Annotated in this window: 18 protein-coding genes and 1 tRNA gene; 1 reads left to right on the top strand and 18 read right to left on the bottom strand. The window is 39.4% G+C overall.

Going from position 1 to position 24,515, the window contains the following annotated elements:
* The first annotated feature begins 35 nt into the window (after positions 1 to 35).
* Positions 36 to 119: transfer RNA gene (locus HMJ38_RS12845), tRNA-Thr, on the top strand.
* Positions 120 to 442: 323 nt separating this feature from the next.
* Here the strand turns inward: HMJ38_RS12845 and HMJ38_RS12850 are convergent.
* The 18 genes from HMJ38_RS12850 to HMJ38_RS12935 form a co-directional block, all read right to left on the bottom strand.
* Entirely contained in the window at positions 443 to 1,909 is a 1,467-nt protein-coding gene (locus tag HMJ38_RS12850; protein WP_194974813.1) for an SLC13 family permease, read from the bottom strand.
* Positions 1,910 to 2,452: 543 nt separating this feature from the next.
* Entirely contained in the window at positions 2,453 to 3,559 is a 1,107-nt protein-coding gene (locus tag HMJ38_RS12855; protein ID WP_194974814.1) for an alkene reductase, read from the bottom strand.
* A 636-nt stretch (positions 3,560 to 4,195) separates the two neighbouring features.
* Complete coding sequence (mgtE, locus tag HMJ38_RS12860; protein WP_194974815.1) at positions 4,196 to 5,503, bottom strand: magnesium transporter; 1,308 nt, start codon at positions 5,501 to 5,503, stop codon at positions 4,196 to 4,198.
* 20 nt (positions 5,504 to 5,523) lie between these two features.
* Positions 5,524 to 6,327, bottom strand: a complete 804-nt coding sequence (locus tag HMJ38_RS12865) for a CBS domain-containing protein (protein WP_194974816.1) — start codon at positions 6,325 to 6,327, stop codon at positions 5,524 to 5,526.
* Between the two features lies 1 nt (position 6,328).
* Positions 6,329 to 7,138, bottom strand: a complete 810-nt coding sequence (locus HMJ38_RS12870; RefSeq protein WP_194974817.1) for a mechanosensitive ion channel family protein — start codon at positions 7,136 to 7,138, stop codon at positions 6,329 to 6,331.
* Positions 7,139 to 7,358: 220 nt separating this feature from the next.
* Positions 7,359 to 9,176 (bottom strand): adenylate/guanylate cyclase domain-containing protein, encoded by a 1,818-nt coding sequence (locus HMJ38_RS12875; protein ID WP_194974818.1) that lies wholly within the window; start codon positions 9,174 to 9,176, stop codon positions 7,359 to 7,361.
* A 25-nt stretch (positions 9,177 to 9,201) separates the two neighbouring features.
* Positions 9,202 to 9,624 carry a hypothetical protein gene (locus tag HMJ38_RS12880; RefSeq protein WP_194974819.1) on the bottom strand — a complete coding sequence of 141 codons (423 nt, stop codon included), beginning with the start codon at positions 9,622 to 9,624 and terminating at the stop codon, positions 9,202 to 9,204.
* 264 nt (positions 9,625 to 9,888) lie between these two features.
* Positions 9,889 to 11,520 carry a M1 family metallopeptidase gene (locus HMJ38_RS12885; RefSeq protein WP_194974820.1) on the bottom strand — a complete coding sequence of 544 codons (1,632 nt, stop codon included), beginning with the start codon at positions 11,518 to 11,520 and terminating at the stop codon, positions 9,889 to 9,891.
* Positions 11,521 to 11,624: 104 nt separating this feature from the next.
* Positions 11,625 to 12,095 carry a GAF domain-containing protein gene (locus tag HMJ38_RS12890; RefSeq protein WP_194974821.1) on the bottom strand — a complete coding sequence of 157 codons (471 nt, stop codon included), beginning with the start codon at positions 12,093 to 12,095 and terminating at the stop codon, positions 11,625 to 11,627.
* Between the two features lie 392 nt (positions 12,096 to 12,487).
* Positions 12,488 to 14,008, bottom strand: coding sequence for a serine hydrolase domain-containing protein (locus HMJ38_RS12895; RefSeq protein WP_194974822.1), 1,521 nt, complete (start codon positions 14,006 to 14,008; stop codon positions 12,488 to 12,490).
* 217 nt (positions 14,009 to 14,225) lie between these two features.
* Entirely contained in the window at positions 14,226 to 14,675 is a 450-nt protein-coding gene (locus HMJ38_RS12900) for an RES family NAD+ phosphorylase (RefSeq protein ID WP_194974823.1), read from the bottom strand.
* Between the two features lie 17 nt (positions 14,676 to 14,692).
* A complete protein-coding gene (locus HMJ38_RS12905; protein ID WP_194974824.1) occupies positions 14,693 to 15,253 on the bottom strand; it encodes an antitoxin Xre/MbcA/ParS toxin-binding domain-containing protein in 561 nt (186 codons plus the stop codon).
* A gap of 82 nt (positions 15,254 to 15,335) precedes the next feature.
* Positions 15,336 to 16,439, bottom strand: a complete 1,104-nt coding sequence (locus tag HMJ38_RS12910; protein WP_194974825.1) for a hypothetical protein — start codon at positions 16,437 to 16,439, stop codon at positions 15,336 to 15,338.
* Positions 16,440 to 16,681: 242 nt separating this feature from the next.
* On the bottom strand, positions 16,682 to 17,668 hold the full coding sequence (locus HMJ38_RS12915; RefSeq protein WP_194974826.1) for an SAM-dependent methyltransferase: 987 nt from the start codon (positions 17,666 to 17,668) through the stop codon (positions 16,682 to 16,684).
* A gap of 175 nt (positions 17,669 to 17,843) precedes the next feature.
* Positions 17,844 to 18,305 (bottom strand): hypothetical protein, encoded by a 462-nt coding sequence (locus HMJ38_RS12920; RefSeq protein ID WP_194974827.1) that lies wholly within the window; start codon positions 18,303 to 18,305, stop codon positions 17,844 to 17,846.
* Positions 18,306 to 18,404: 99 nt separating this feature from the next.
* Positions 18,405 to 23,291, bottom strand: coding sequence for a carbohydrate binding domain-containing protein (locus HMJ38_RS12925; RefSeq protein ID WP_194974828.1), 4,887 nt, complete (start codon positions 23,289 to 23,291; stop codon positions 18,405 to 18,407).
* Between the two features lie 168 nt (positions 23,292 to 23,459).
* Positions 23,460 to 23,945 carry a hypothetical protein gene (locus tag HMJ38_RS12930; RefSeq protein WP_194974829.1) on the bottom strand — a complete coding sequence of 162 codons (486 nt, stop codon included), beginning with the start codon at positions 23,943 to 23,945 and terminating at the stop codon, positions 23,460 to 23,462.
* A gap of 86 nt (positions 23,946 to 24,031) precedes the next feature.
* Complete coding sequence (locus HMJ38_RS12935; protein WP_194974830.1) at positions 24,032 to 24,481, bottom strand: cold-shock protein; 450 nt, start codon at positions 24,479 to 24,481, stop codon at positions 24,032 to 24,034.
* Between the last annotated feature and the right edge of the window lie 34 nt (positions 24,482 to 24,515).

Genomic DNA, 24,515 nt, shown 5'->3' on the forward strand with positions numbered 1-24,515 from the left:
GAATTAAGCAAGAATTTGATCCTTAAATACCTTTAGCCTCCTTATCCCGATAGCTATCGGGATGGTAGAGCAACTGACTTGTAATCAGTAGGTCGTTGGTTCGATCCCGACAGGAGGCTCAAAAGGGTAGTTTCGACTATCCTTTTTCTTTTTATTTTCGTTGGTATCAATAAGTAATAGACCACTTGTTTTTTTATTGGCACGCAGGACCTGCCCCGATCACCGGGATAACACTGATCTCGCTGATTTACACTGATTAATTCACCTGCGAATATCAGCAAAATCAGCGTTATCAGTGTTCTATCGAAAAGGTTTAATAATCTGGCTAGATCAGTATAAATTACCCAAAAACCAATTTTTCAATTTTAAATTTCGAATACCGAACACCGAATAATGAATGATGAAGTTTTGGGCAACTTACAACCCTATAATTCCCTTAACCTCAAAAAGGATAAACATCCAAATCAATTCCCCAAAGCAATGGAAGGACATACAAGGTGAAAAGGGTAATCAAGATAATCGATAAAATATTCATCCAAATCCCGGCCTTGAACATATCAGGAATAGTCAGATAACCCGAACCAAATACCACAGCATTGGGTGGAGTAGCTACAGGAAGCATAAAGGCGCAGCTTGCCGCCATTGTGGCGCCAACCATTAAGCCATACGGGTGAACACCCATAGAGTAGGAGACAGCGGCTAAAATCGGCAGCAGCATCGAAGCGGTAGCTACATTAGAGGTGATCTCGGTCAAGAAATTGACAGCAGCTATCACGATCAATAAAAACAACCCAAAAGCCATAAAATCAAGGAATACAAATTGATTGCCGATCCAAGATGCTAATCCTGTTTCTTTAAATCCTTCAGCCAAAGATAGTCCACCACCAAAAAGCAATAAAATGCCCCAAGGGATTTTCTCAGCAGTTTTCCAATCTAATAATTTAGTTTTAGGTTTTGATGAGGGGAGGACAAACAGCATCAAAACACCTGCAATGGCAATGATGGTGTCATCTAATGCAGGAATAAAATCCTGTAGAACCAAAGAACGTAATATCCAGGACAAAGAAACCAATCCAAACACCCATGAAACCCTTTTTTCTTCTACAGTAATAGGACCCAATAGCTTGAGTTGGGTATTGATTTCTTCTTTGCCGCCATGGATGGCAAAGTTTTTTTCAAAAGGATAGGCAAAGCGAACCAAATAAACATAACAGATTGCCAAGAGAATAATGGAGATGGGAAGGCCAAAAAGCATCCATTGAGAAAAGGTTATCTCATATTGATACATTTCCTTGATTACTCCGGCCAGAATGATATTGGTAGGGGTTCCAATCAATGTGGACACACCACCGATGGATGCACTATAGGCGATACCCAGCATCAGTGCTTTTCCGATTTTATTGGGAGATCTTTCATGGGGATTTTCGTTGGAACTCAATTGGGTCACCACTGCGATGGCTATGGGCAACATCATCAGGGAAGTAGCAGTATTGGATATCCACATGGACAAAAAAGCCGTCGCCAGCATAAAGCCCAAAATAATCCGCTGAATATTGGTTCCGATAAACGCAATGATGGTCAGAGCTATCCGTTTGTGTAGGTTCCATTTCTCAATGGCCATGGCAATCATAAATCCACCCATGTACAGCAACACCATGGGATGTGAATAGGAAGTAGCTGTACTAGCCATAGATAAAGCGCCCAAAGTCGGCAGCAGCACTAATGGCAACAGCGAAGTCGCTGCAATCGGAATGGCTTCGGTTATCCACCAAACCGCAATCCAGGCAGTCACCGCCAACATGGACAAAGCTTCGGGCGACATATCTTTGGGCTGTAGCAAAAATAAAATTCCCAGAAACAATATAGGCCCAAGAAATAAGCCAAGCTTAGCGGTATTGGTTTGATTCATAGATCTCCGAATAAAGTGCTAAGCTTACCAAAAAAATCATGATTTTCAAATTGAAATGGGTTGGGGAGAGGTGATGGAGTTTATATGGTTATTGTTAAGGTATGGGGTGTTGTTAAATTCTATTTAACATAATGTAAATTATATAACAAAAAGGAAAAATAATTACTTCAATTCTTTCAATCAAAAATCACAATATCCCCAATGCTGATCCGAGCATCGTGGTAAGCCCCCGCTCGGTGTAGATTGTATCTACACCTTACTATTTTTGGATTTTGTAATTCCAGCCCTATCCCGAATACACAAACTCTCTTTCTTTTTCATAAAACCTGATTTACATTAGGTCTCCTATTCTTCTAATCGCATTCCTAACAATCAAAGTGCGCCTTTAAAAGACATTATTTCAAAAAATAATACAATCAGTAATATGCAAACTATCTCCGGTACTGCAGTAAAATTTGAGGAAACATATTGATCTCCAATAATTCCACAATCCCAATCATTGGAATAGTTAAAAAAGGGGCCGATTTTATCGGCCCCTTTTGATCAATTTGTTTTTTCCAGCTTTAATTTAGGGTAATCTGTGTACCCTTTTTCACCCGGTGTATAGAAAGTACTTTGATCCCAGTCCTGCAGAGGAGCATCTTGGGAGAATCTTTCCACTAAATCCGGGTTGGACACATACGGTTTGCCAAAAGCAACTGCATCTGCCAAACCTTCAAGGATAAAGCGGTTACCTTTTTCCTGGTCAAAATCTGAATTGATTATCAATGTGCCTTTGTACATTGACCGATATCGCTTGGCGATTTCTGTTACTGCAAAAGGCAATTCGGAAACATCCGAAAATGGCTCTGACAAATGAAGGTAGGCAAGATTGTATTCATTGAGCTTTTCGATGATATAATCAAAAGTAGGAATACTTTCTTCATCCATGGTCATTCCAAAAATTCCATGTAAAGAAGGATTTAACCTTACACCAATTCTGTTTTCAGGCATAACTTCCTTCAGCGCATCGATGATTTCAAAAAGGATCCTCGCCCTGTTTTCAATACTTCCACCGTAGCCATCGGTTCTCACATTGGATGTCTGACTGAAAAACTGATGCAACAAGTATCCATTGGAAGAATGAATCTCAATACCGTCAAAACCTGCTTCCATGGCATTTTTTCCGGCCATTTTAAAGTCACGTATGGTATCCTGAATTTCTTCTAAAGACATTTCTTTTGGGGTTACTGTCTCCTTGAAACCTTTTGGGGTAAATGACTTGGAATGTGGGTTGATGGCTGAAGGTGCAAGTGGCAATTCTCCATTATGGAAATCAGGATGAGAAATCCTGCCTACATGCCAGAGTTGGATGAATATTTTCCCATCCTTTTCATGGACAGCTTTGGTCACCTTCTTCCATCCATCAACTTGAGCCTGAGTATAAATTCCTGGGGTATTGATATATCCCACAGCCTTTGTTGAAATCTGTGAACCTTCTGTAATTATGAGACCTGCAGAGGCACGTTGTTTATAATACTTGGCATGAAGGTCCGTAGGTGCTTTTTCCTGATTGTCAGCTCTACTTCTTGTCATTGGGGCCATGACAACCCTATTATTCAATTCAATGTCCCCAATGGTCAATTTTTCTAAAAGTGGTTTGTTATTCATGTTGGATTTTGGTTTGTATTCAAAATTATGTGTATATACAACTAATCCTACTTCTAGATCGTTCACGAAAAACTAAGTTATTTTTTTTTAAAAAATATTTTTCCTGGCATCTTACATACCGGCAGCCAGGTCTAAAACGAAAAATCCCTACATCACCCCCGCTAGGTGTAGATTGTATCTACACCATTTTATCCAAGGAATTTGTAATTCCTCCCGTCCCCCATTCCCACAAACCCTCCTATCTGCACAAAACCCAAATCTAAATTCTTAAATAGATCACTCAGCCCGCGGAGAATGCTTTACCATTTTTCATCGTCATTGGTAGTTTTTAAAATTTGGCATTTACAGAAAGGAAATGACATCAAAATGGGCAGTAGACCTCTCCTGACGTCGAGGTGACAAGGCAAAGTTTTATTATAGAATTAATGCTATCTGTAGTTCTAAACACTCGATTTCAAAATCTGTCAATGGTAATTTGGCGAAGGGTATTCAGGATATTTCCACCTTTATAATACATATCCCCCGAACTCCGCTTGGTGTAGATTATATCTACACCTTTTTATCCTCGGAATTTGAAATTCCATTCTCTCCTTAAAGAGCCATATTACCAATCCATGTAGCAGCAACCACCAATAATCACAAAATTCCCAATGATGATCCGAGCATCGTGGTAAGCCCAAGAAAACTCAGAAATCCCACGATATCCGTGACTGTGGTCAACACTATAGCAGAAGACTGTGCCGGATCCTGGCCAAATGCTTTGAGGATAATCGGAATTACTGCACCCGAGAAGCCGGCAATCACCATAGACAAGATCATGGAAGATGCGATGACTACCGCAAGACCAAAGGAGGAAGCCCAGATAAACACAATGGCAGAGGTGGTCAGGGCCACTGCAACACCATTAAAAAAGCCAACAGCTACTTCTTTTCTGGCAACTTTCCACCAATGTCTGGTTTGTATCTCCCTCAAAGCAAGACCTCTCATGGTCACAGCAAGGGCCTGAGAACCTGTATTTCCGGATTGCCCGGCTACTACAGGCAGAAAGACTGCTAACACGGTCACCTGAGCGATCGTATCCTCAAAAATCCCTACAATTGAAGCTGCCAAAAAAGCGGTGACTAAATTAATATGAAGCCAGGGCAGCCTCTTTTTCACTGCAAACCAAGGACTGGATAAGGCACGTTCTTCACGGCCTGCACCAAACATCGCCAAAACATCTTCACGGGCATCCATCTGCGTGGCTGCAATCAACCGGTCATTTCTGATAATTCCCAATAAGTTATTACTGAGGTCCACTACTGGCAGATTGAAAAATTTTCCTGCCTCGAATAGTTCTATGATTTCATCAGAAGGAGTCATTACCTGTACACTCGGTGCAGGTTCCATCAACTTCTCCAGGGTGGTTTCGGCATTAGAAACAGCTAATGTCTGGATATAAACAGTTCCCAGCAACTGACCTGAAGTATCTGTAATGTAGATGTTCACTATCCTTCGGTCTCCAAGAGTTCTTAGCTTTGTAAGGACATCATTAACAGTTTCTTTTGGATGAAAAGTGATAATTCTGGTATCCATGAGGTGTCCGGCAGACTCCGCTGGATAGCTCAGCATCTCCCCTATCTTTTCAGACTTCTTTTCGTCCAACAAGGACAGTTTATGAGTTACAGAAGAAGCTGAAAGTCTGGAAATCAGTTTAGCTGCATCATAGGGATTCATCAGATCAAAAAGGGCAATAAACAAAATATCTTCCATGTCATCCAATACCCGGGATACGGTTTCCGGATTCAGATGAAGCAATACTTCTTGGGCGACATGAACGGGCTGCTTTTGCATATAGTCCAGAAGTTCCTTCGTTTTCACCATATTTAAGGTAACTGCTGCTTCTTCGGGAAATCGTTGTATGTATTGACTAACCAGTTGTTCTTTGATTGTTACTGTGTTCATAAGGAGTTTTTTTTATTTGATCACTTTTCAGAAGACCGACCAAACAGGCTGGTCAGTCCAATAAAATACAGGTCGCCCAATGCATTGCCTGCTTTTATTGCAGGGTGATCCAATGTGTTGGTTGTCTTTTCTAATTTACTAAGAGATGTTCTGGAAACTGTACCCAAAAAGGTGCCATTCAATTTAATCACAGGCAGGTCAATTAAAGTCGGGTCCCAGACTTCCAATAGGTCAGAGGTGCTCATACTGGCAAGCACCGTCCTTGGCACTTCTTTCATGACTGAATGGATTTCTGATTCCGATTCGGCCTTAAGCAGATCATTCCACTTTATATACCCTACCAGTTTATTGTTGTCATTCAAAACAAAAACATGAGGTCTGACTGGGGCTTTGCTATTTTTGACCATTGTCAATGCATTCTGAATGGTCATGCGATCGGATAAGGTGAATACAAAAGGTTCAAGATGTGCGCCAACTTGGTATTTTTGAAACACTAAGGCATTTCTCAGATAAGTGGACAGGGCTTTTGTAGTTCCCTCCAGCAATTGATCACGAATGGATTTATCAGTTACCTGAAGAATAGATTCTGCGATCTGAGGATCCAGCAATTCAACCAACTCGATGGCTTTCTTATTGCTGAGCTTTTCAACCACTTTACCTGCGATAAACGGAGCGATTTCCGCTAGTATAATGACCGCCTTATCAGAGTCAAGTTCTTCAATTAGCGCGGTGATTTCTTCCACTTCCAACTTTTCGATCATCGGGATAGCAATGTTTGAATGCTCCTTGAGGAATTGATATATTAAGAGATGGTCTGTACTCATGTTATTTCTTCTTCATTTTGATAATCATTACCGTCCTTTCATTGAATTCCCTCGCCGGGATATTGGCCAATCCTGTTTTTGTTTCGATTGTAACATTATAATCTGTCATTTTCACGATCACTCCCTGCTGTCCGTTCACCTCTATCACATTGCCCAGCATGTAGGATTTTCTAACATAATATGCACCTAGAATATTGCTGACGGAAGTTTGAGCACCTAACCCAAATGCTAAGGAAGCCCCGAAAAGCAAGGACACCAGAACAATTGTAATGAGGTTGGTCAGGAAAGCAATATCAACACCTAGCTGCCCGATAGCAATAATGATCGCAATTAAAAGCAGTAAATACCTGACCATATTGCCCAGGAAACTACCATTTACCAATCCTGTTTTTGTAGCTGCTGACCTTGTCAAATCGCCCAATAACCGCCCGAAAATAATCCCTACAAAAATGATGATGACCGCCACCAAAACATTGGGAAGATAAGCCATGATCTTTTCAAACCAGAGACCAGAAAAATTAAGGTCCAATATCTGTAAACAGAATAACACGGAAGTAATAAGGATAATCCAGAAAAACGTCTTGGAGATAAACCAGGCTGAACTTGCCAAGTCTACATTCAGCAAACGGTTTTGTAGCTTCAGATTAATGGATTTATTCAGGTAAAGAATAAATCGTCTGACTATTTTTTCCACCAGGCGACCTAATAAATACCCCGCTAGCAGGATGCCCAATGCCAGGAGTATCCTAGGCAAAAGGATAACTATCTTAGCTACTAAGTCCTCCATGAATAAGTTAAATTCTTTGTTCATACCCGTAATTTATATACTGCAATTTATCATTCTTATCCTGGAGTTTGAAACCAATTAAATAAAGGTTGGATTTTTAGCCATCTTAAAAAATCTTTTTTCAAAGTGGATAAGAGCTTTTTTCCGTCAAAAAACGAATCCCAATTTTAAGATTTCGCAGGATTTTTTGTCTAAATGATCTTTGGCAAAAACTAAATTAATAAAACCAAAAATACCTTAAAAATCAACTTTCCTCTAAATAATACATTTTCCAGATACCTCTGTTCTTAATGTCAATACTACCTCTGTATTCACATTCAAACTCCTCACTGATAAGTTTATAGGTTGTTTCGGAAAGGTTGATTTTTCCTGGGACTGAATTGGATTCCATCCTGGAAGCAATATTGACAGTGTCTCCCCATATATCATATTGCCATTTTTTGATTCCGACAATTCCGGCCACCACAGGACCGGTATGGATTCCGACGCGCATTTCAAAGGCGCAAATGCTATCATCCGATTTACTTTTTACAAACGCCATCATCTCTTTGGCAGCCAGAATCACATCGCGGGGATGGGTTTGGTTTTCCTTTGGTAGTCCTCCTGCGCACATGTAGGAATCGCCGATGGTCTTGATTTTTTCCAAGTTATTTCGTGTGCAGATCTCATCAAATTTTTTAAAATAGTAATCCAAACTTCTTACCAATTGCTCAGGTGAAATATTTTCCGCGGTAGCGGTGAAATTTTTGAAATCAGTAAATAAAACAGTTACGGATTCATTTTGCCTTACTTTGACTGAACCATATTCTTTCAATTCTTCCGCCGTTTCTGCAGGTAAAATATTCAAAAGAAGTTTTTCCGACCGATCTTTTTCTTTTTCAATAATCTGCTTGGTTTGTTTCTCATAGAGGTAACGCCGATAAACTACAAATGCCAGCAATGCAATCAATACCATCGCAATCACCGCCCCGTAAATGATAAACTTTTGCCTTTTAGTTTGGAGATCTTTGATGTAGGCTTCTTTTTCCAATAAGTCTACTTCAATTTGTTTTTGGGAAACTTCATAATCAGTCCGAAGATTTGCCATCTCCTGCACGGCGCTGATATTATTGACACTGTCACGATAAATGATGTGTTTTTTGTAGTATTCAAGTGCTGTTTGAGGAAGGCCAGCCTGCTCATAAATCTTAGAAAGGGTCAGATTGGAATTGCTGATTTGGTCTTTCAGACCATAGTGATTGGCAAGTTCCAGGCTTCGGTTGGCATAATTCAATGCCCGGGCCCGGTCTCCATTTTCCAAATAAATGGTGGAAATGAATTCTAAATACACCGATATAGGATAGAATTCATTGTAAGCTTCAAGAATGGAAATTGCCTTATTGATATTTTCTTCGGCGGCTGTATTGTTACCGTTTTGAGCATTGATCATCCCAAGATTCCCAAAACAATACGCTTCTCCAATAGGGTAATTAATCTTCGAGAAAATGGTTTTCGCCTCTTCTGTAAAAAGCAAAGCAGAATCGAGTTTCCCCAGATTCAGGTACTCATCGCCGGCATTGAAAATGCCACTTGCAAGGGCCAAAGAATCATTTCCATTTCTCAGAATTTCTATACTTCTGCCATAGTAAATGGCAGCGTTCTGACTGTTTTGACTTTGTGAATAAGTATCAGCTATTGCCAAAAACACCTTTCCCCTACCCTCTTGATAATTGACTTTCTCGGCATAAGCGAGACTTTGAAAATAAAAATCCAAACCTTGGGAAAGTTCGCCTTTCAATACATATGCGTTTCCCAATTGTAGGTATCCGTAATAAGTGCCTTTATAATCAGAATCGACCAAAGATCTGTCTACTAAAATCTGACCATATTTTAGCAGGCTATCGGGATTAGGGTCTATTTGCAGAATAGTTTCCAAAAGACCTATGTCACCATTTTCTTCTTGGAAATACAGCTTTTTCAAGCTATCGAGAATAGTAATACTCTTTCCGACATCCATTTCTGACTGCGAAAAAGCACAATTCAATAAAATAAAAAATAGAAACGGAATCAGGAATTTTTTCATTTCCACATATCAAAATGGGGGAAAATCAAATAACACGAATCTTTGGGTCGATTTTAAATTTTCTTTCCATCCCACCGGAATTAACTAGAAAGTGAATTCTATATTCTTCTTCCGATCCTGTCTTTGCCTTACTGACATACCCATCTTTATGTGTTTTTCCAGAGCCTTTCTTATCTTCATTAATTTTAATCATAGATTTTTTTTTATTTACTACGATCTTGGTGATAATTACAAAATCTTCAACACTTTCCATGATATGCATAGCAGCGCCAACCCATGCCAATTTTGACTTCTCCCGAACATGGCTCACAAAATCTTCATTTTTTGGTGGATCGTTATGGTTGTCTCCAATAAGAATGCATCCCAAAACTTCTTCTTTTGTTGGTTTTTCTTGTAAACCAATGATCTTTTTAGTATCCACGTACAATGTGATGATGGTGTCTTTCATTTTTTCCGGAGTTTTAAAATTATGTTTTCAAAAATTTTGCTTGATTAAAAATTGGTTATATCCAACTCAAAGTAAGGCTAAAATTAGTTAAATACAATATGTAACATTCAATATTTTAAAAGTCCTACACTCCAGCATTTCTGCTTTTGCCTCACTTTCAAATTCTCCTCTGCTTATAGATTGTATCTACACTTTTATATCCCCCTCGCTAGGCGTAGATTGTATCTGCACCATTTTATCCTCTGAATTTGTAATTCCCCTCCATCACCTCAACCCAAAACTCCCCACGTAATAATCCGCATCTACCTTCACCTCAGACCTATGGTTCACTTTCAATTCAGACCATTTTGTGTTGGGAAAAACCCGCACTTTGTTTTCTCCCAATTCCAAATCTACCGGCATATCAAATGAAGTTATGCAATTTGTCCAACGGAAATTTAAGGTATTGTCATCTGAGAAATAATACTCCAGGACAGGTAAAGTACTGTTTCTAAGGTACTGATCAAAAAAAGCAGCGAGATCGATTCCTATTTTTTGGGCTATATAATTTTCCACCTGCGCGGTGGTGACGGTCTGATGATAGAATTCAATATTGAGTCCTCGGAGGATATTTCTCCATTTTTCATCATCATTGGTGATTTGACGGAGGGTATTCAGAATATTTCCTCCTTTGTAGTACATATCACCTGAGCCTCTATGGTTCACCGAATACCTTCCGATAATGGGTAGTTTGTTGTCAATTCGGGTACGAGTTCCTCTAACATACTCCTGCCCTGCTTCTTTTCCATAGAAATAGTCCACAAATAGACTTTCGGAATAATTGGTAAAGCTCTCGTGAATCCACATATCGGCCACATCCTTGTAAGTGATGTTGTTGGCAAACCACTCATGTCCGGATTCATGGATGATGATAAAGTCAAACTTCATCCCCCAACCGGTGCCACTGAGATCGGTACCACGATAGCCGTTTTTATAGCCGTTACCATAAGTGACTGAACTCTGATGTTCCATGCCCAAATAAGGTGCTTCCACCAATTTATAACTGTCCTCATAAAAGGGGTAAGGACCAAACCAATGTTCGAAAGCTTCCATCATACGCCTTGCATCCTGAAACTGCACTTTTGCCTTTTCCAGATTATCCCGCAGGACATAGTACTCCATATCAAGGAGTCCATTTTCTCCGGGATATTTTTCAGAAAAATGTACATAATCCCCGATGTTGATATTCACGCCATAGTCATTGATAGGATTGCTGACAAACCAATGATAGGTTCTCGTTTTCCCTTTCTTTTCCACTTTTCTCAATCTTCCGTTGGATATGTTCATCAGATCTTTTGGTACCCTCACACTGATAAGCATGCTGTCCACTTCGTCGGCAGGATGGTCTTTGCTCGGCCACCAAATGCTGGAACCAATTCCCTGATTGGAAGAAGCTATATAATGTTTGCCGTTATTATCCTTTTGCCAGGTAATGCCACCATCCCATGGTGGACGGACAGCTTCCTTGGGTCGGCCTTCATAGCTGATGATGATCTCCTCAAAGGTTCCCGGAACTTGCTTTTTGGTCAAGCTGATAAAATGAGCTGCCCCTTCTTTTCTGATTTTTAATTCCTGTCCATCTTGTTTCGCAGAAATTATCTTTAGTGGTTCCTGAAGATCAATCTGAAGGATCTGATGCTCCTTTTTCACCTGATAACGCACCTTATTCTTCCCAGAAATGGATTTTGTCCCTGGAAAAACTTCCACATCCAAATGATAATAATTCAAATCCCACCAGCCTCTTTCAGGTGTAATACTTCCTCTCAATGTATCGGCACGGGTAAACTTTTCCTCCTGAGAATAAGCTGTCGTCACTGTTAAAAAGAATGCTAGGAAAAAGAAAAGTTTTGTTTTCATAGGACTTAATATTTTATTATTTGACTTCAAGTTTTGGGATTTCATCGGACATCGGTCATCGGTCATCTGACAAATTACTTTCTTTTGACAAACACCTCCATTATTCATTTAAACGAGATTCTCCCCGCCAAACTCTCCCCTATCCTCAACAATCCCTCACTTTCCTCCGTGGTAAAATCATAAGGTACAGGTTTTGCGATTCCCAAAGTCCCAAACAATTCATCATCCAATAACATGGGAACAGCAATAGATCCTTCCACTTTGGTTTCCTTGGCTGCAGGCCGTGCAACTCCAGATTCATCGGTTTGGAGATTACACATTTCCACAGGTTTTTTCCTTTCAGCTGCAATACCTGCCATACCCTTTCCGATTGGAATGGCTTCCATCTTCGGCAAAAGAAAGTCAGGAATTCCTTGTTGTGCCTTTAAGCGCAATAGATTGGTTTCTTTGTCCAGGACATGGATAGTTCCTGTAGTACAGTCAAATGCTGAAATAATCTCAGTCAAAAATGACTGCCAGTCGATTTCACCTTGAATTTTGTTAATGCTTGTGATGATGTTTTGTGTTGTTTTCATGTTTTTTTGATGTACCAAGTACTAAGTACAATCCGCCACGGCGGACAAGTAGTACAAAGTATGGGTTAGTTTATAGTTTTAGGTTTCTTGAATTAAAGTCGGATCGTGTGCCTCATATCTTGAATCTCACTTTCAAATAGATTTTCATTCTGAGAAGTTATTGGCCTAGAAATGAAAAGGAAAGGCTTTTTTCTCTATTAATATTCTTGCTTTATTTAGTGTAACCTAGTCTTGGAGCTTGTGTCTTATGTCCCACCTCCCCGTTTGTAATAGATGTCTCCTGCCGTCGACATGACAAGGTGAAGTCTTTTTCACTAATTTAAATTATTACTTTATTTAATGTCTAAGTCCTGAATCTTGCGTCTTGTGTCTCAAATCTCATATCTCACATCTCATAAAGCTTTCCCCACAAATACCGGCCAATCTTCCCTATTTTCAAAACTGTTACTGAAGACCATCTTCGCCATATCGCCTTCAAAGGTTATCAGGATGGTTTCAGTATGGGGGCTTTCGTAGTATTTCAGTTTGATTTCCAAGGTCTCTGCATCTTTCCAGGCATAGCTTCCGGCAACTTTGAAGGGGGCTAATCCTTCGAGTTGGTTTTGGGCAAAGTGAAAAAGGTTAGGACCTTTTCTAACAGTTGTACCTAATACCCACTCACCGGAACTCAATAGAAATTCGTAAGAGTCCTCTCCCACTTTCAATGTTAGTCTACTTTTATCTTTAAGAAATTCCAGATTAAATTGACTTACTATATTATTTTGTTTGTCAATATGATAAGTATTATTACTTATTTCTTTTTCTAGCTTTTTATTTGATTTGCTTTTAAGAGAAACTAGGGATAGGTTCTTTAAATTTTTATTAATATTTTTTTCAGTAGTGCCATTTGCATCAAAGGCTGGTAAAAGATATTTCCAAGCCAAATCCAATAAACCCTGCATATCCCTGGTTTCCGATGTGATGACAATCAATCCATCCAATTCGGGCAATATCAGGATATATTGGCCAAAGGCACCATCCGCCCGATAGGAATTATATCTGCTTCTCCACATCTGATAGCCATATCCTTGAATCCAATCATTGGCAGCCATTTTTTCATCCGATGCATCAGGTTCCTGCATGATTTTCATGGTACTGGCTTCATCTATCCATGATTCCGGTAAAATTTGTTTGCCATTCCAATGCCCCTTTTGCAAAAACAGTTGACCAAGTTTAGCCATATCTTCGGTTTTAACCCTGATACCCCATCCTCCGACGGCAACCCCATCCAAATCAGTCTCCCAATCCAATCCGTAAATACCCAATGGATTCAAGAGTCTAGGCTTAAGGTATTCCAATAAATTTTGTCCGGTCACTTTTTGAATAATGGCAGATAGCATATAGCTGGCTGAGGTATTGTAAAGAAATTTGGTACCTGGCTTATTGGCAATAGGCATACTCAAAAAAGCCTTGACCCAATCCTCCTGTGTGAAAACTTCCTGATTGAAACTCTTGTCATGTCCCACGGTCATGGAAAGCAGGTCTTTGATTTCCAATTCAGCCAAATAAGGACTGACAGTGGCAGGTAATGATTCTGGAAAAAAGGTTACAACCTTATCAGTGACTTTGAGTTTTCCTTCTGCTACCGCCAAACCTATAGCCGAAGCAGTAAAGGTTTTACTGACCGAATACATGGTATGTTTGGATTCCGGGCTATAAGGTGACCACCAACCTTCAGCAGCCACCTGTCCATTTCTCAAAATCATCAGGCTATGCATTTCATGTTTACTTTCGGACTCCACCGCATCCAAAAATTGTTGGATACCTTCGCTTGAAATATTTAGGGCTTCGGGTGTACTTCTTGGTAATGAACTTTGGGCAAAAATCTGAAAGGAAAACACGAATAGAATTAATGTTTGAAAGGTGGATTTCATTGAAAGTTTTTTTATTAGGTAAATAGGCTTTAACTGAGTCAGTTCGAATTTAATCAAAGATTGAAACTTATAAACTGATTTATTTATAACCTCTCCATAAATCTTAATGGTGGTTAAATAATAATATGTGCCCTCATCGGTCATCGGTCATCCGACATTAAACCCGGTGCAGAAAGAAATAAGGTAACTGGCATTTTTCCAGATAATTATAGAAATCCTAAATCGAACTTAACAAATAATCAAACCTGACCTGTCCCACAAATTCAATATGCTTTTTCAGATCAGGGAAATCAGGATTAATCAGGAGGTTATGTTCCAATGGGTAAAATGACAGATTCAATCTGGCTGAAGGTACTCTTAAAAATGGAAATTCTTTTTCCTGCAACCAAATCTTCCCAAATTCCTGTGTGACCTTGCCATGCGGCAGCTTATTCCATTGATCCGTCAAACTGTCTTTCTCCAATGTCCCGATCAAATCAGTTTTTTGGATTTCAAATTCAATCATGTACCAGGATTTACCTGAAACAGCATTACCCTTGATACACAAATATTCCAATAAAGATAAGGCGGGGCCACTTCCGGCATAAATCATTCCAAAGCCTTTAGGGTTCCATCTTCCTGCATTGTATGAACAACTGAATGGATTTTGATAATATGTTTCTGACATTATTCTGTAATACCGCATCACATCACATTGCCAAAATGAAGTGCATCCAATGCCTCATCCACCAACTCCAAGCCTATCATGGAGGTAATCAGCTTGATGGGGGCATCATTACCAAGAGCCATATTTGGACTGTCCAACCATTGCTTGAGGTAGGCAGTATTGCCAAATAAATCCACGCCTTTTTTGATGACCTCGTCTATTTTAAAAAATTGATAGGAACCTGGGGTACCTATCGGGCTTTTATTATCCCATCTGGAAACTGTGCTTGGAGACACTGATGCAGCTTTTGCTATATCTTGTATTTTGAAATCAAGAAAATCCACTATTGCAGAAATATCCTCTGAAAGAAGGTTTTGATCTAACAACTCCCCCACTTCGGCCATACTGCCTGCTTTTGTAAAGGAAGAAACAAAATATCCATACCCCCCACTCGGAATATGGTAGGATTTAGAGTGACCTGATCGTTTTACCTTAAATGAGGTAGCACTGCCATAGGGAGCCTCATATTGTAAGTCAGAAACAATATTTTCCTCCTCTGAATGGACTTCTCTATAGAATTTTGTCTTTTTAGTGGCCATCTTTAAGTGATTTAATTAATACATTCATTTGACACTTTAAAAATAGTCATTTGACATTTATATTAAAAAGGTTTTATCTATTTTATTTCCCTTTTATTAATTCTTTTTCAATTTCTTCCATATTACCTTTCAAAGCTTGGTCAAGGATATTGTCCCATCGATATTGTGCATTTCTGTCCAAACCATGTCGGGTTCTGGCATCATAGATTTCCTGAAGCTTGTTCATTTCCCGGAATGAGTCAAAAAAAGCATCATTGACTTCAGCTTCATAATTTTCAGGATTCAGATCCAATGTCTTCAATTTGTTGATCAGCCTGTTCCCCACTATCCTACTGACGTCAAAGTGCCTTTGCTCATGGTTCAATGAGTAATCGTTTCTTCCATCTGCTCTAACCCATGAGGAACCGGGAAGCATATATACTTTAATTTCCAAAGGTAAAAGCAATTCTCCATCCTCCATAAATGGATTTCCTTCCATGGCCAAACTTGTAAAAATCATCGCATTATTTCTATTGGTTCGGCTTGGTCTTTCAAGGAAATCATTCCAATTCAATGGCCTGTTGAAATCATAAAAAACGGTATCTTGATCACTCTTTCTGGATTTTTCAAAAATTTGAAGTTTGACACTTTTCGCCAATTTTCTATTGTATGTCGCATGGTCTTTTATCCAGTCATTGAAAAAAATAAGGGAATTGGAGACACCTTTATTCAATATCTGATTAACCAAATCAGTACGGTGAATGGACCTTTGGTAAGTAATTCCTGCTTCATAATCCACCAAATGAACAGGTTCAAAAGAGCCTTTAAGGTAATAGCTGAATTTGATTTTCAATTCTCCCGCAGCTACTTTACTGCTTTGTTGTTTCTCTGAAATTTTAAAATCCACAACACGAATCTGTATGGCCCTTTCAGTTTCTGTTTGTTGAAGAGACTTAGTATAAAAGTTTTTTATTCCCTGAGAAATGGAGTTCTTAATTTTTACATTATATATCTGATTATTAACACTGTAAATACTTCCAATTGAAGTGGAATTATTTTGAACATCCAACACCTCTACCAAATCAAATCCGGAATTTTCAAGAATCTGTCCCTCTACCTTTGTCAGTTCAAATTGTATGTCCTGAGGAAAAACAAGACCGATTGAAATGAGAAACAGGATGATTAATGCCAATACGATTCTTTGCATAGTTACGTAACGCAAAGTCAAAAAGAACAGTTCTGATGGAATATCTCACTCAATCCAACACAGGTATTATTCAAAATTTTTACCAATCATTTCTTTTACAAGAATTCTAAGAGATACTTCTCCCTGCCATTGGAATCAGCATGACTAAACTATAAATACCAGTACCAGCATGACCAAAGTCAATCATGTAAAACTATCCCCAATAGCCTACTGAGAACTGAATACTGCCTACTGTTTCGCCCCTACCTTTTCTCAAAAATCAACCTCGCATGTCCCATGATTTCCCTTTCGAAGCAAACCCTATTTGGCCGTACCCTCAATACTGCCAGCTGATGTCTAAATTCCTTATCGGTGAGATATTTGGGAATCAAAGAGGCAAACCAAAGGTATTTTTTTAATTGAAACCGGTGAAAGCGTTTGGTCCATTCACGGTTAGTATGGATATAATCCAATCTTCCATCAGTGTAATAAATGTTTTTGAAATAGGGTTCAGCAGTTCTTACAATATGTTCATACCCATAAGGAACCCAAGAATCGGGATTATGCTTCAAAAGCAGGGCCAGCATATATTGATTTGAGTCCTTGGGTGCGTTGATGTCTATTTCATCAAACGGCATCATGTTTTTTTCGAAGGTCATGCTTTGCATATAAAACTTTCCACCATCTTTTAATAAATGATATACATGCTTGAAATAATCTTCATAAACTGCATCTTGTTGACCATTGAGATAATCTTTGACAGATGCCACATGTTCAAAACTCCCAAAAGCCGTGATGGCGTCAAAGGTTCCAAAATCTTCAGGTTTTACAAATCGTGCATCTTTGATATAGGCAGTGAGACCATTATCTCTACACGCTTGAACCTGCCCATCTGAAAGGTTGACTCCAATTCCCTCAGCCCCAACTTCATCTCTCAAGTACTTTAACCAACCTCCCCAACCACATCCTAGATCCAAAACTCTAGTACCTTTTTTGATACCCAGATTTTCGACCACAAACTCATATTTCTTTAACTGTGCTTGCTCCAAGCTCATTGAAAAATCTCCCAAATACATTGCATTACTGAAATGGGCATTTTCTCCAAGACTCAATCTGATAAATTTGTCAATATTGGTATAAGTAAAGTCCATTTCTTTCTTCTTATCCCATTGTTGACCTTCACGTTCGCTGACACTTGATCCTACCCATTTGTCTTTAGGGGTCTCTTTTTTTAGCTCTTCAGTTGCCATAATTATTATGTTTGTTGGTGGATTTCGAAAAATATAATCCTGATAACGAATTAATTGTCATATAAATTAATAAAAAATTTCAGCAAAGCATAGAGGTCTTCAAAAAAATTAAAAATCTTCATATCCAAAAAAAAGAAGCCGGAGAAAAATCCCCGGCTTCTAGTACAATTAAACCCTATTTTCCAAATTCAAAAACATGTTGTCCTTCCAAAGATGTTGTCCTTCCTGTAGTAGTGTACGTGGTTTCATCCCAATCTAGACTTAAGGTAAGAGATGTTTCAGTAATATTCTGAATTTCAACACGCACGCCATCACTTCTGATAAATGTTGTGGCATCATTGTTATCAAAGTTCCAAAATCCATTAGTGGGCCAAACTCCTTTTCCATTTGTTGAAGTATATTGGGTATTGAGAAATGTCAAAACCAAGTCTCTATATGCATTGGTCTGATCAAATCCATCAACAGTTACTTTTGTCATTTTCCATGGAGAATTTACCAAAATAAGGCGGGTAAGTTCCTGTTGGGTTTGAGGTGGATCTGTGAGATCTTCTGTGCAAGAAAAAAACAACAATGGAAATACTATGAAAAAGCTGAAGATTAATGGATTGATGATTTTTTGATTAGTTATATTTTTCATCTTTTTTATGATTTAATGAGCGATAATGAATTTTTTGAATGCCCACCTTTTTTTCAAATCCAGATTTAAAAAAAAGGTGGACAATTCAATACTTCAACTTTATTTCTTAATGATTTTCAGTAAATAATTTCTATTACCTTGCTGTAACCTCAACAGATAAACACCTGGTGAAAGTCTTGAAACATCTGCCTGATATTCATTATCCAACTCTGAGAATACTATCGATGTCGGACGACCTGCCATGTCTACCATTTCCGAATATCCAATTGGGCCGCTTAATCCTCTCACATGAAGAATATTTTCCACTGGGTTAGGGAAGGCTTTCAGTTCAGGTGTTACCTGCGTCCTTACACTGTTTACAATTAAGGTGATTTCATCAGAGATTTCACTTACACAGTCATCAATAGTCACCTGAACAGTATAAGTTCCGAATGAAGAAATCGCAATTGATGAACCTATTGCATCTGGAATTGCCTCCCCATCAAGATACCATTGGTTTCCTGATTGCGAACTTGATGTCAAAGTTACTGCTTCAGTTCCTTGCCCAGAAACAGTTATTACCGGTCTGGCAGGATTGATACAGAAAGTTTGGCTCACGGGTGTTGCTGGGAAGAATTCAATATTTCCAGGTTGACTGGCAGTAATAGTGGTTTTCCCTGGATTGACTAGAGTTGCAGCACCTTCTGAAATTGAAACATTACTATTATCAGAACTGTAGGATATCGCTAATCCTGAAGTTGAGGTTGCATTTAAATTAAATGGTGCTTCTCCCAACGTCTTATCCTCTATTTCAGGGAATGTAATTACTTGCTCTACCTGTACTATCTCTCCAAAAGTCATATCATCCCAGTAATAAGTCTGCTCTCCCGCCTCTGCTCCTGTGGTTCCGAAATTGAAGAATACTGAAGCCTTATTATAGCTTCTTGAGAAGTTGATGGCCTCGGTACCAGCTGCCTGATTGGCAAAATCAAAAGTGAGTGTCTGCCATTCTGAGGCCACAGTCACTGTTGCTTCTGTTTCCACACTGATGGTAGGATCATTGGCATCTTCTACTTTTACCCTCACAGGAATTCCTGCAGTTGGAGACCATACCCTTAGACTCATTTTGGTATCTCCACTGGCAAACGGTATTGGACTTGCAAATCCTGCAGTTCCTCCAACAGTTGTACCTGCCCAGAGCTCTGCTTCTGCTGTCTTGACAGATTTCGCTACTTTATTGCCAGTGTTTGTCGGATCAATTACAATCTCTGAAGCATTGCCACCAAAGTCAGTCAGGCCATAATCCAGGTCATCATTTTCAAATGTGATTGGCAATTCGAGATTGGTCTCTCCGCCGTTGCCTCCGTCACCAACTTTGGTAAGTGAAACGTTTCTGATAAATACAGGATCATTGCTCAAACCCATTTCGAAACCAAATTTCATGGCATCATATTTATTGGACATATTGAATGGGACTTCAATGGTCTGCATTTCAGTATTCAGGGTATGATCAGTAACACTCACTGAGGCAAATCCTCCCCCATCTTCACCAAAATAAAGACGTAGAGCCCTTCCGTCAACTGATGACCTTGCATCAAATTTGGCAATATAATCTTGACCTACTTCCAATGCACTGATCTGTGCCGCTGTGAAGATTTGATTGAACTGAACATGCCAGATCTCTCCTCCTGCACCTGCTATATTGGTTATCGAAGCTTCACCGTCTGTGGCTGCTACTGTAGCACTGACCCCTGCAAAATCTGCAATGAAAGGAGTCCAAGAATTGAGACCGTCCGCGAAATCACCATTGATGATGATGTTTTCGCCTGTTTCTCCATTACCATCTCCGTCATCGTCTGATCCAAAAGTCATATCATCCCAGTAATAAGTCTGCTCTCCCGCCTCTGCTCCTGTGGTTCCGAAATTGAAGAATACTGAAGCCTTATTATAGCTTCTTGAGAAGTTGATGGCCTCGGTACCAGCTGCCTGATTGGCAAAATCAAAAGTGAGTGTCTGCCATTCTGAGGCCACAGTCACTGTTGCTTCTGTTTCCACACTGATGGTAGGATCATTGGCATCTTCTACTTTTACCCTCACAGGAATTCCTGCAGTTGGAGACCATACCCTTAGACTCATTTTGGTATCTCCACTGGCAAACGGTATTGGACTTGCAAATCCTGCAGTTCCTCCAACAGTTGTACCTGCCCAGAGCTCTGCTTCTGCTGTCTTGACAGATTTCGCTACTTTATTGCCAGTGTTTGTCGGATCAATTACAATCTCTGAAGCATTGCCACCAAAGTCAGTCAGGCCATAATCCAGGTCATCATTTTCAAATGTGATTGGCAATTCGAGATTGGTCTCTCCGCCGTTGCCTCCGTCACCAACTTTGGTAAGTGAAACGTTTCTGATAAATACAGGATCATTGCTCAAACCCATTTCGAAACCAAATTTCATGGCATCATATTTATTGGACATATTGAATGGGACTTCAATGGTCTGCATTTCAGTATTCAGGGTATGATCAGTAACACTCACTGAGGCAAATCCTCCCCCATCTTCACCAAAATAAAGACGTAGAGCCCTTCCGTCAACTGATGACCTTGCATCAAATTTGGCAATATAATCTTGACCTACTTCCAATGCACTGATCTGTGCCGCTGTGAAGATTTGATTGAACTGAACATGCCAGATCTCTCCTCCTGCACCTGCTATATTGGTTATCGAAGCTTCACCGTCTGTGGCTGCTACTGTAGCACTGACCCCTGCAAAATCTGCAATGAAAGGAGTCCAAGAATTGAGACCGTCCGCGAAATCACCATTGATGATGATGTTTTCGCCTGTTTCTCCATTACCATCGCCTCCTCCATTTCCATCTCCTGCACCTTGACGAATATTATCCAAATACCAAGTAAATCCTGCCGAGCCATCTCCGACAGTACCCAAGTCAAATATCAGAACCACTTTCTTATAAGTGAAGCCCCTATTTGCTCCGGCCATGTCAAAGGTGACATCTACCCATTGATTAGATTCAGATATGGTCAACTCTTGTTCAAAAGCTTGCGCGCCATCATTTTCATTTTCTAGCTTGAACAGCATTTTGGTATCTGCACGTGGTGCCCATACTGCTACTGTAAATTCTGTACCAGCAGAAAAATCAATGTTTTGATCCATCACGATAAATGATCCTCCCCAAGGCTGTCCTGCATTTTTTACCATTCTACCCACTTTGGCACTCGAGTTTCCATTTGTGTCTGGATTATCTATTACGGTCAGTTCACCACCGTCAAAATTGGTGATCACTTCATTCCACGTAATATCTTCTTCAAAAGTAATCGGGAAAACAAGACCTGAACTGCCACCATTGCCTCCATCGCCGTCATCGTCAGAACCAAAAGTCATATCATCCCAGTAATAAGTCTGCTCTCCAGCTGCTGCTCCGGTGGTTCCGAAATTGAAGAACACGGACGCCTTGTTATAACTTCTTGAGAAGTTGATAGCTTCGGTGCCAGCTGCCTGATTGACAAAATCAAAGGTAAGCGTCTGCCATTGTTCTGCAACAGTTACCGTTGCTTCAGTCTCCACACTAATGGTAGGGTCATTGGACGCTTCCACTTTTAGTCTGACAGGTATTCCGGCAGTCGGAGACCATACCCTTAGGCTCATTTTAGTAGATCCGCTAACAAAAGGAATCGGACTTGCAAATCCGGCAGTTCCTCCAACAGTGGTGCCGGCCCAAGTTTCTGCACCTGATGTTTTAATAGACTTGGCTACTTTATTTTCAGCGTTTGTAGGGTCAACTACGATCTCTGATTCATTTCCACCAAAATCAGTCAGGCCATATTCCAGATCTTCATCGAATGAAACAGGTAAAGTAAGTGAATTGTCTCCACCATCTCCTCCTCCATTTCCGTCTCCTTCAAGCTGTCGGATATTATCAACATACCATGTGAATCCTGCCGAACCATCTCCAACAGTACCCAAGTCAAAAATCAAGACCACTTTTTTATAAGTGAAACCCCTATTTGCTCCGGACATATTAAAGGTAACGTCTACCCATTGATTAGATTCAGCGATGGTCAGTTCCTGTTCAAAGGCCTGTGCACCATCATTCTCGTTTTCTAACTTAAACAGCATCTTGGTATCGGCACGTGGTGCCCATACTGCCACTGTAAATTCCGTTCCGGCAGAAAGGTCAATATTTTGATCCATCACCATAAATGAACCTCCCCAAGGCTGCCCGGTATTTTTTACCATTCTGCCCACTTTGGCACTTGAGTTTCCATTTGTGTCCGGATTATCAATTACGGACAGTTCACCCCCGTCAAAATTGGTGATCACTTCATTCCACGTGATATCTTCTTCAAAAGTAATAGGAAAAATAAGTCCTGAACTACCGCCTTCATCACCGTTTCCGCCATCATCCTCAGTTATGAATACCATATCATCAAAATAATAGGTCTTCTCTCCAGCTTCAGCACCTGTTACTCCAAAATTAAAGAAGATGGATGCTTTGTTAAAGTTAAGAGAAAGGTTTAACGCTTCAGTTCCTGCTGCCTGATTGGCAAAATCAAAGGTAAGCGTTTGCCACTCATTAGCCACGGTTGTCGTAGTTTCTGTTTCCACAGATTTGGTAGGATCAAGATGGTCTTCTACCTTTAATCGTACAGGGATTCCTGCATCAGGTGACCATACCCTCACAGACATTTTTGTTTGCGAAGCGGTAAAAGGAATTCTGCTGGAGAATCCTGTTTGAACTCCATCGGTTACTGCAGTTACTGTCGCACCTGCCCAAGTTTCTGCCTGGGCATTTTTTGTAACCCTGGCAACTTTGTTGTTCGCATCCGTTGGATCATCTACTATAGCAGAGTCATCTGCACCTCCAAAACCCAAAATGCCATAGTTAACATCAGGTTCATCAAAGGTAACAGGAAGGTTCATCTGTGACTGCGCTTTTACATTAAAAGCTGCCACTAAGATGAAAAAGAAAATCATTGTAAAATTTTTCATAGGCACATATATGCTTCTTTTGGGAAATTGTTATTTAGTTGATTTGTAATTGTTTGTGAATCATTAAAAGTAGTATTTAGAAAAATGAATAGATATTGGTTGTCTACATCATAAATACATCAAAGCATTTTAAAAAATACATCTAAACTACATCAAGCCTTTTTTTTTTCAATTTTTGATATTTTTCAGTTCCTCAATTTGATACTGGTAATCATATTGAAGATCTTCATGCAACCCTGATATCAATTTTTCAGATTTACGGATTTGGGTAATGTATAGGTTTTCAATGACTGGATGCCGAAATGTCAAATAGCCATAAAGTTTCATCTTCTCACAAAAAAATAAAATAAGTTCAATCTGCGCAGTTTTGTCCTTGGTAAGTTTTAGAAATTTATTCAATTTCCTTCTTATGGATTGCGCTGATTTTTTTGCGAAATGGTAATGCTTTGTATTTGCTTTTACAAACTCAAAGTCCAAATCTTCTTTTACCATTTCAACAAACAATCTGGGGTTGTCCCTTTCGAATAACTTAAAAAATAAATAAGCTTTATTTTCAGTGCTAAATTTACTGAGATCAATAATCAGATCTTTTAATTCCTTTTCATTAAGGTGGGATAGTTCTTTTTTAATATCACTAAGGCTTGCAATTTTCATATCCAATAGAATAAAATTTTAGGAAAAGGTCAGACCTTTACCTAAAATTCTAAATAAAAATGTGTGATTGATATTTTTACAGGGCATTACACGACCAACTTCACCTCAATAGCGCTCAATCCCTTGGGTGTTTTTTCGGTTTCGTATGTAACCTTGTCGTTTTCCTTGATGGGGTCAATACAGGCTTTAAAGTGAACAAAAAGACTTTCTTGGGTTTGATCGTCTTTTATAAATCCATACCCTTTTGAGTCATTAAAAAATGTCACTTTTCCTGTTTTAGGAAGACCTTCATCTTCACCCTCCACTTGTTTTGAAGTACCAATCTGAATACTGTCGACGTCAATTTTTTTCTTTTTGGTAGGATCAGGAGGAGTTGAGGTAATATTTCCATCCTCATCCACGTAGGCGATCATATCTTCAAAGTCGGCAGTTTCATTGGCTTTGCGGGCCTCTTTCTTTTCTTCCTTTTCCTTTTTCTTTTTAAGTCTTAATTTTTCTTTTTCCTTTTTGTTGAAGGTTTCTCTTGATTTTGACATTCAGTAATTTATCTAATTTAACATTTTTTAATCC

The sequence above is a fragment of the Aquiflexum lacus genome, from assembly GCF_015476655.1.
Classification (GTDB): domain Bacteria; phylum Bacteroidota; class Bacteroidia; order Cytophagales; family Cyclobacteriaceae; genus Aquiflexum; species Aquiflexum lacus.

Excerpts from the sequence above, each read along its gene's own strand:
- HMJ38_RS12930 (WP_194974829.1), bottom strand. The coding sequence starts at position 23,945 with ATGAAAATTGCAAGCCTTAGTGATATTAAAAAAGAACTATCCCACCTT.
- HMJ38_RS12900 (WP_194974823.1), bottom strand. The coding sequence starts at position 14,675 with ATGTCAGAAACATATTATCAAAATCCATTCAGTTGTTCATACAATGCA.
- HMJ38_RS12890 (WP_194974821.1), bottom strand. The coding sequence starts at position 12,095 with ATGAAAACAACACAAAACATCATCACAAGCATTAACAAAATTCAAGGT.
- HMJ38_RS12905 (WP_194974824.1), bottom strand. The coding sequence starts at position 15,253 with ATGGCCACTAAAAAGACAAAATTCTATAGAGAAGTCCATTCAGAGGAG.
- HMJ38_RS12910 (WP_194974825.1), bottom strand. The coding sequence starts at position 16,439 with ATGCAAAGAATCGTATTGGCATTAATCATCCTGTTTCTCATTTCAATC.
- HMJ38_RS12935 (WP_194974830.1), bottom strand. The coding sequence starts at position 24,481 with ATGTCAAAATCAAGAGAAACCTTCAACAAAAAGGAAAAAGAAAAATTA.
- HMJ38_RS12925 (WP_194974828.1), bottom strand. The coding sequence starts at position 23,291 with ATGAAAAATTTTACAATGATTTTCTTTTTCATCTTAGTGGCAGCTTTT.
- HMJ38_RS12875 (WP_194974818.1), bottom strand. The coding sequence starts at position 9,176 with ATGAAAAAATTCCTGATTCCGTTTCTATTTTTTATTTTATTGAATTGT.
- HMJ38_RS12865 (WP_194974816.1), bottom strand. The coding sequence starts at position 6,327 with ATGAGTACAGACCATCTCTTAATATATCAATTCCTCAAGGAGCATTCA.
- HMJ38_RS12915 (WP_194974826.1), bottom strand. The coding sequence starts at position 17,668 with ATGGCAACTGAAGAGCTAAAAAAAGAGACCCCTAAAGACAAATGGGTA.
- HMJ38_RS12895 (WP_194974822.1), bottom strand. The coding sequence starts at position 14,008 with ATGAAATCCACCTTTCAAACATTAATTCTATTCGTGTTTTCCTTTCAG.
- HMJ38_RS12870 (WP_194974817.1), bottom strand. The coding sequence starts at position 7,138 with ATGAACAAAGAATTTAACTTATTCATGGAGGACTTAGTAGCTAAGATA.
- HMJ38_RS12850 (WP_194974813.1), bottom strand. The coding sequence starts at position 1,909 with ATGAATCAAACCAATACCGCTAAGCTTGGCTTATTTCTTGGGCCTATA.
- HMJ38_RS12880 (WP_194974819.1), bottom strand. The coding sequence starts at position 9,624 with ATGAAAGACACCATCATCACATTGTACGTGGATACTAAAAAGATCATT.
- HMJ38_RS12855 (WP_194974814.1), bottom strand. The coding sequence starts at position 3,559 with ATGAATAACAAACCACTTTTAGAAAAATTGACCATTGGGGACATTGAA.
- HMJ38_RS12920 (WP_194974827.1), bottom strand. The coding sequence starts at position 18,305 with ATGAAAAATATAACTAATCAAAAAATCATCAATCCATTAATCTTCAGC.
- HMJ38_RS12885 (WP_194974820.1), bottom strand. The coding sequence starts at position 11,520 with ATGAAAACAAAACTTTTCTTTTTCCTAGCATTCTTTTTAACAGTGACG.
- mgtE (WP_194974815.1), bottom strand. The coding sequence starts at position 5,503 with ATGAACACAGTAACAATCAAAGAACAACTGGTTAGTCAATACATACAA.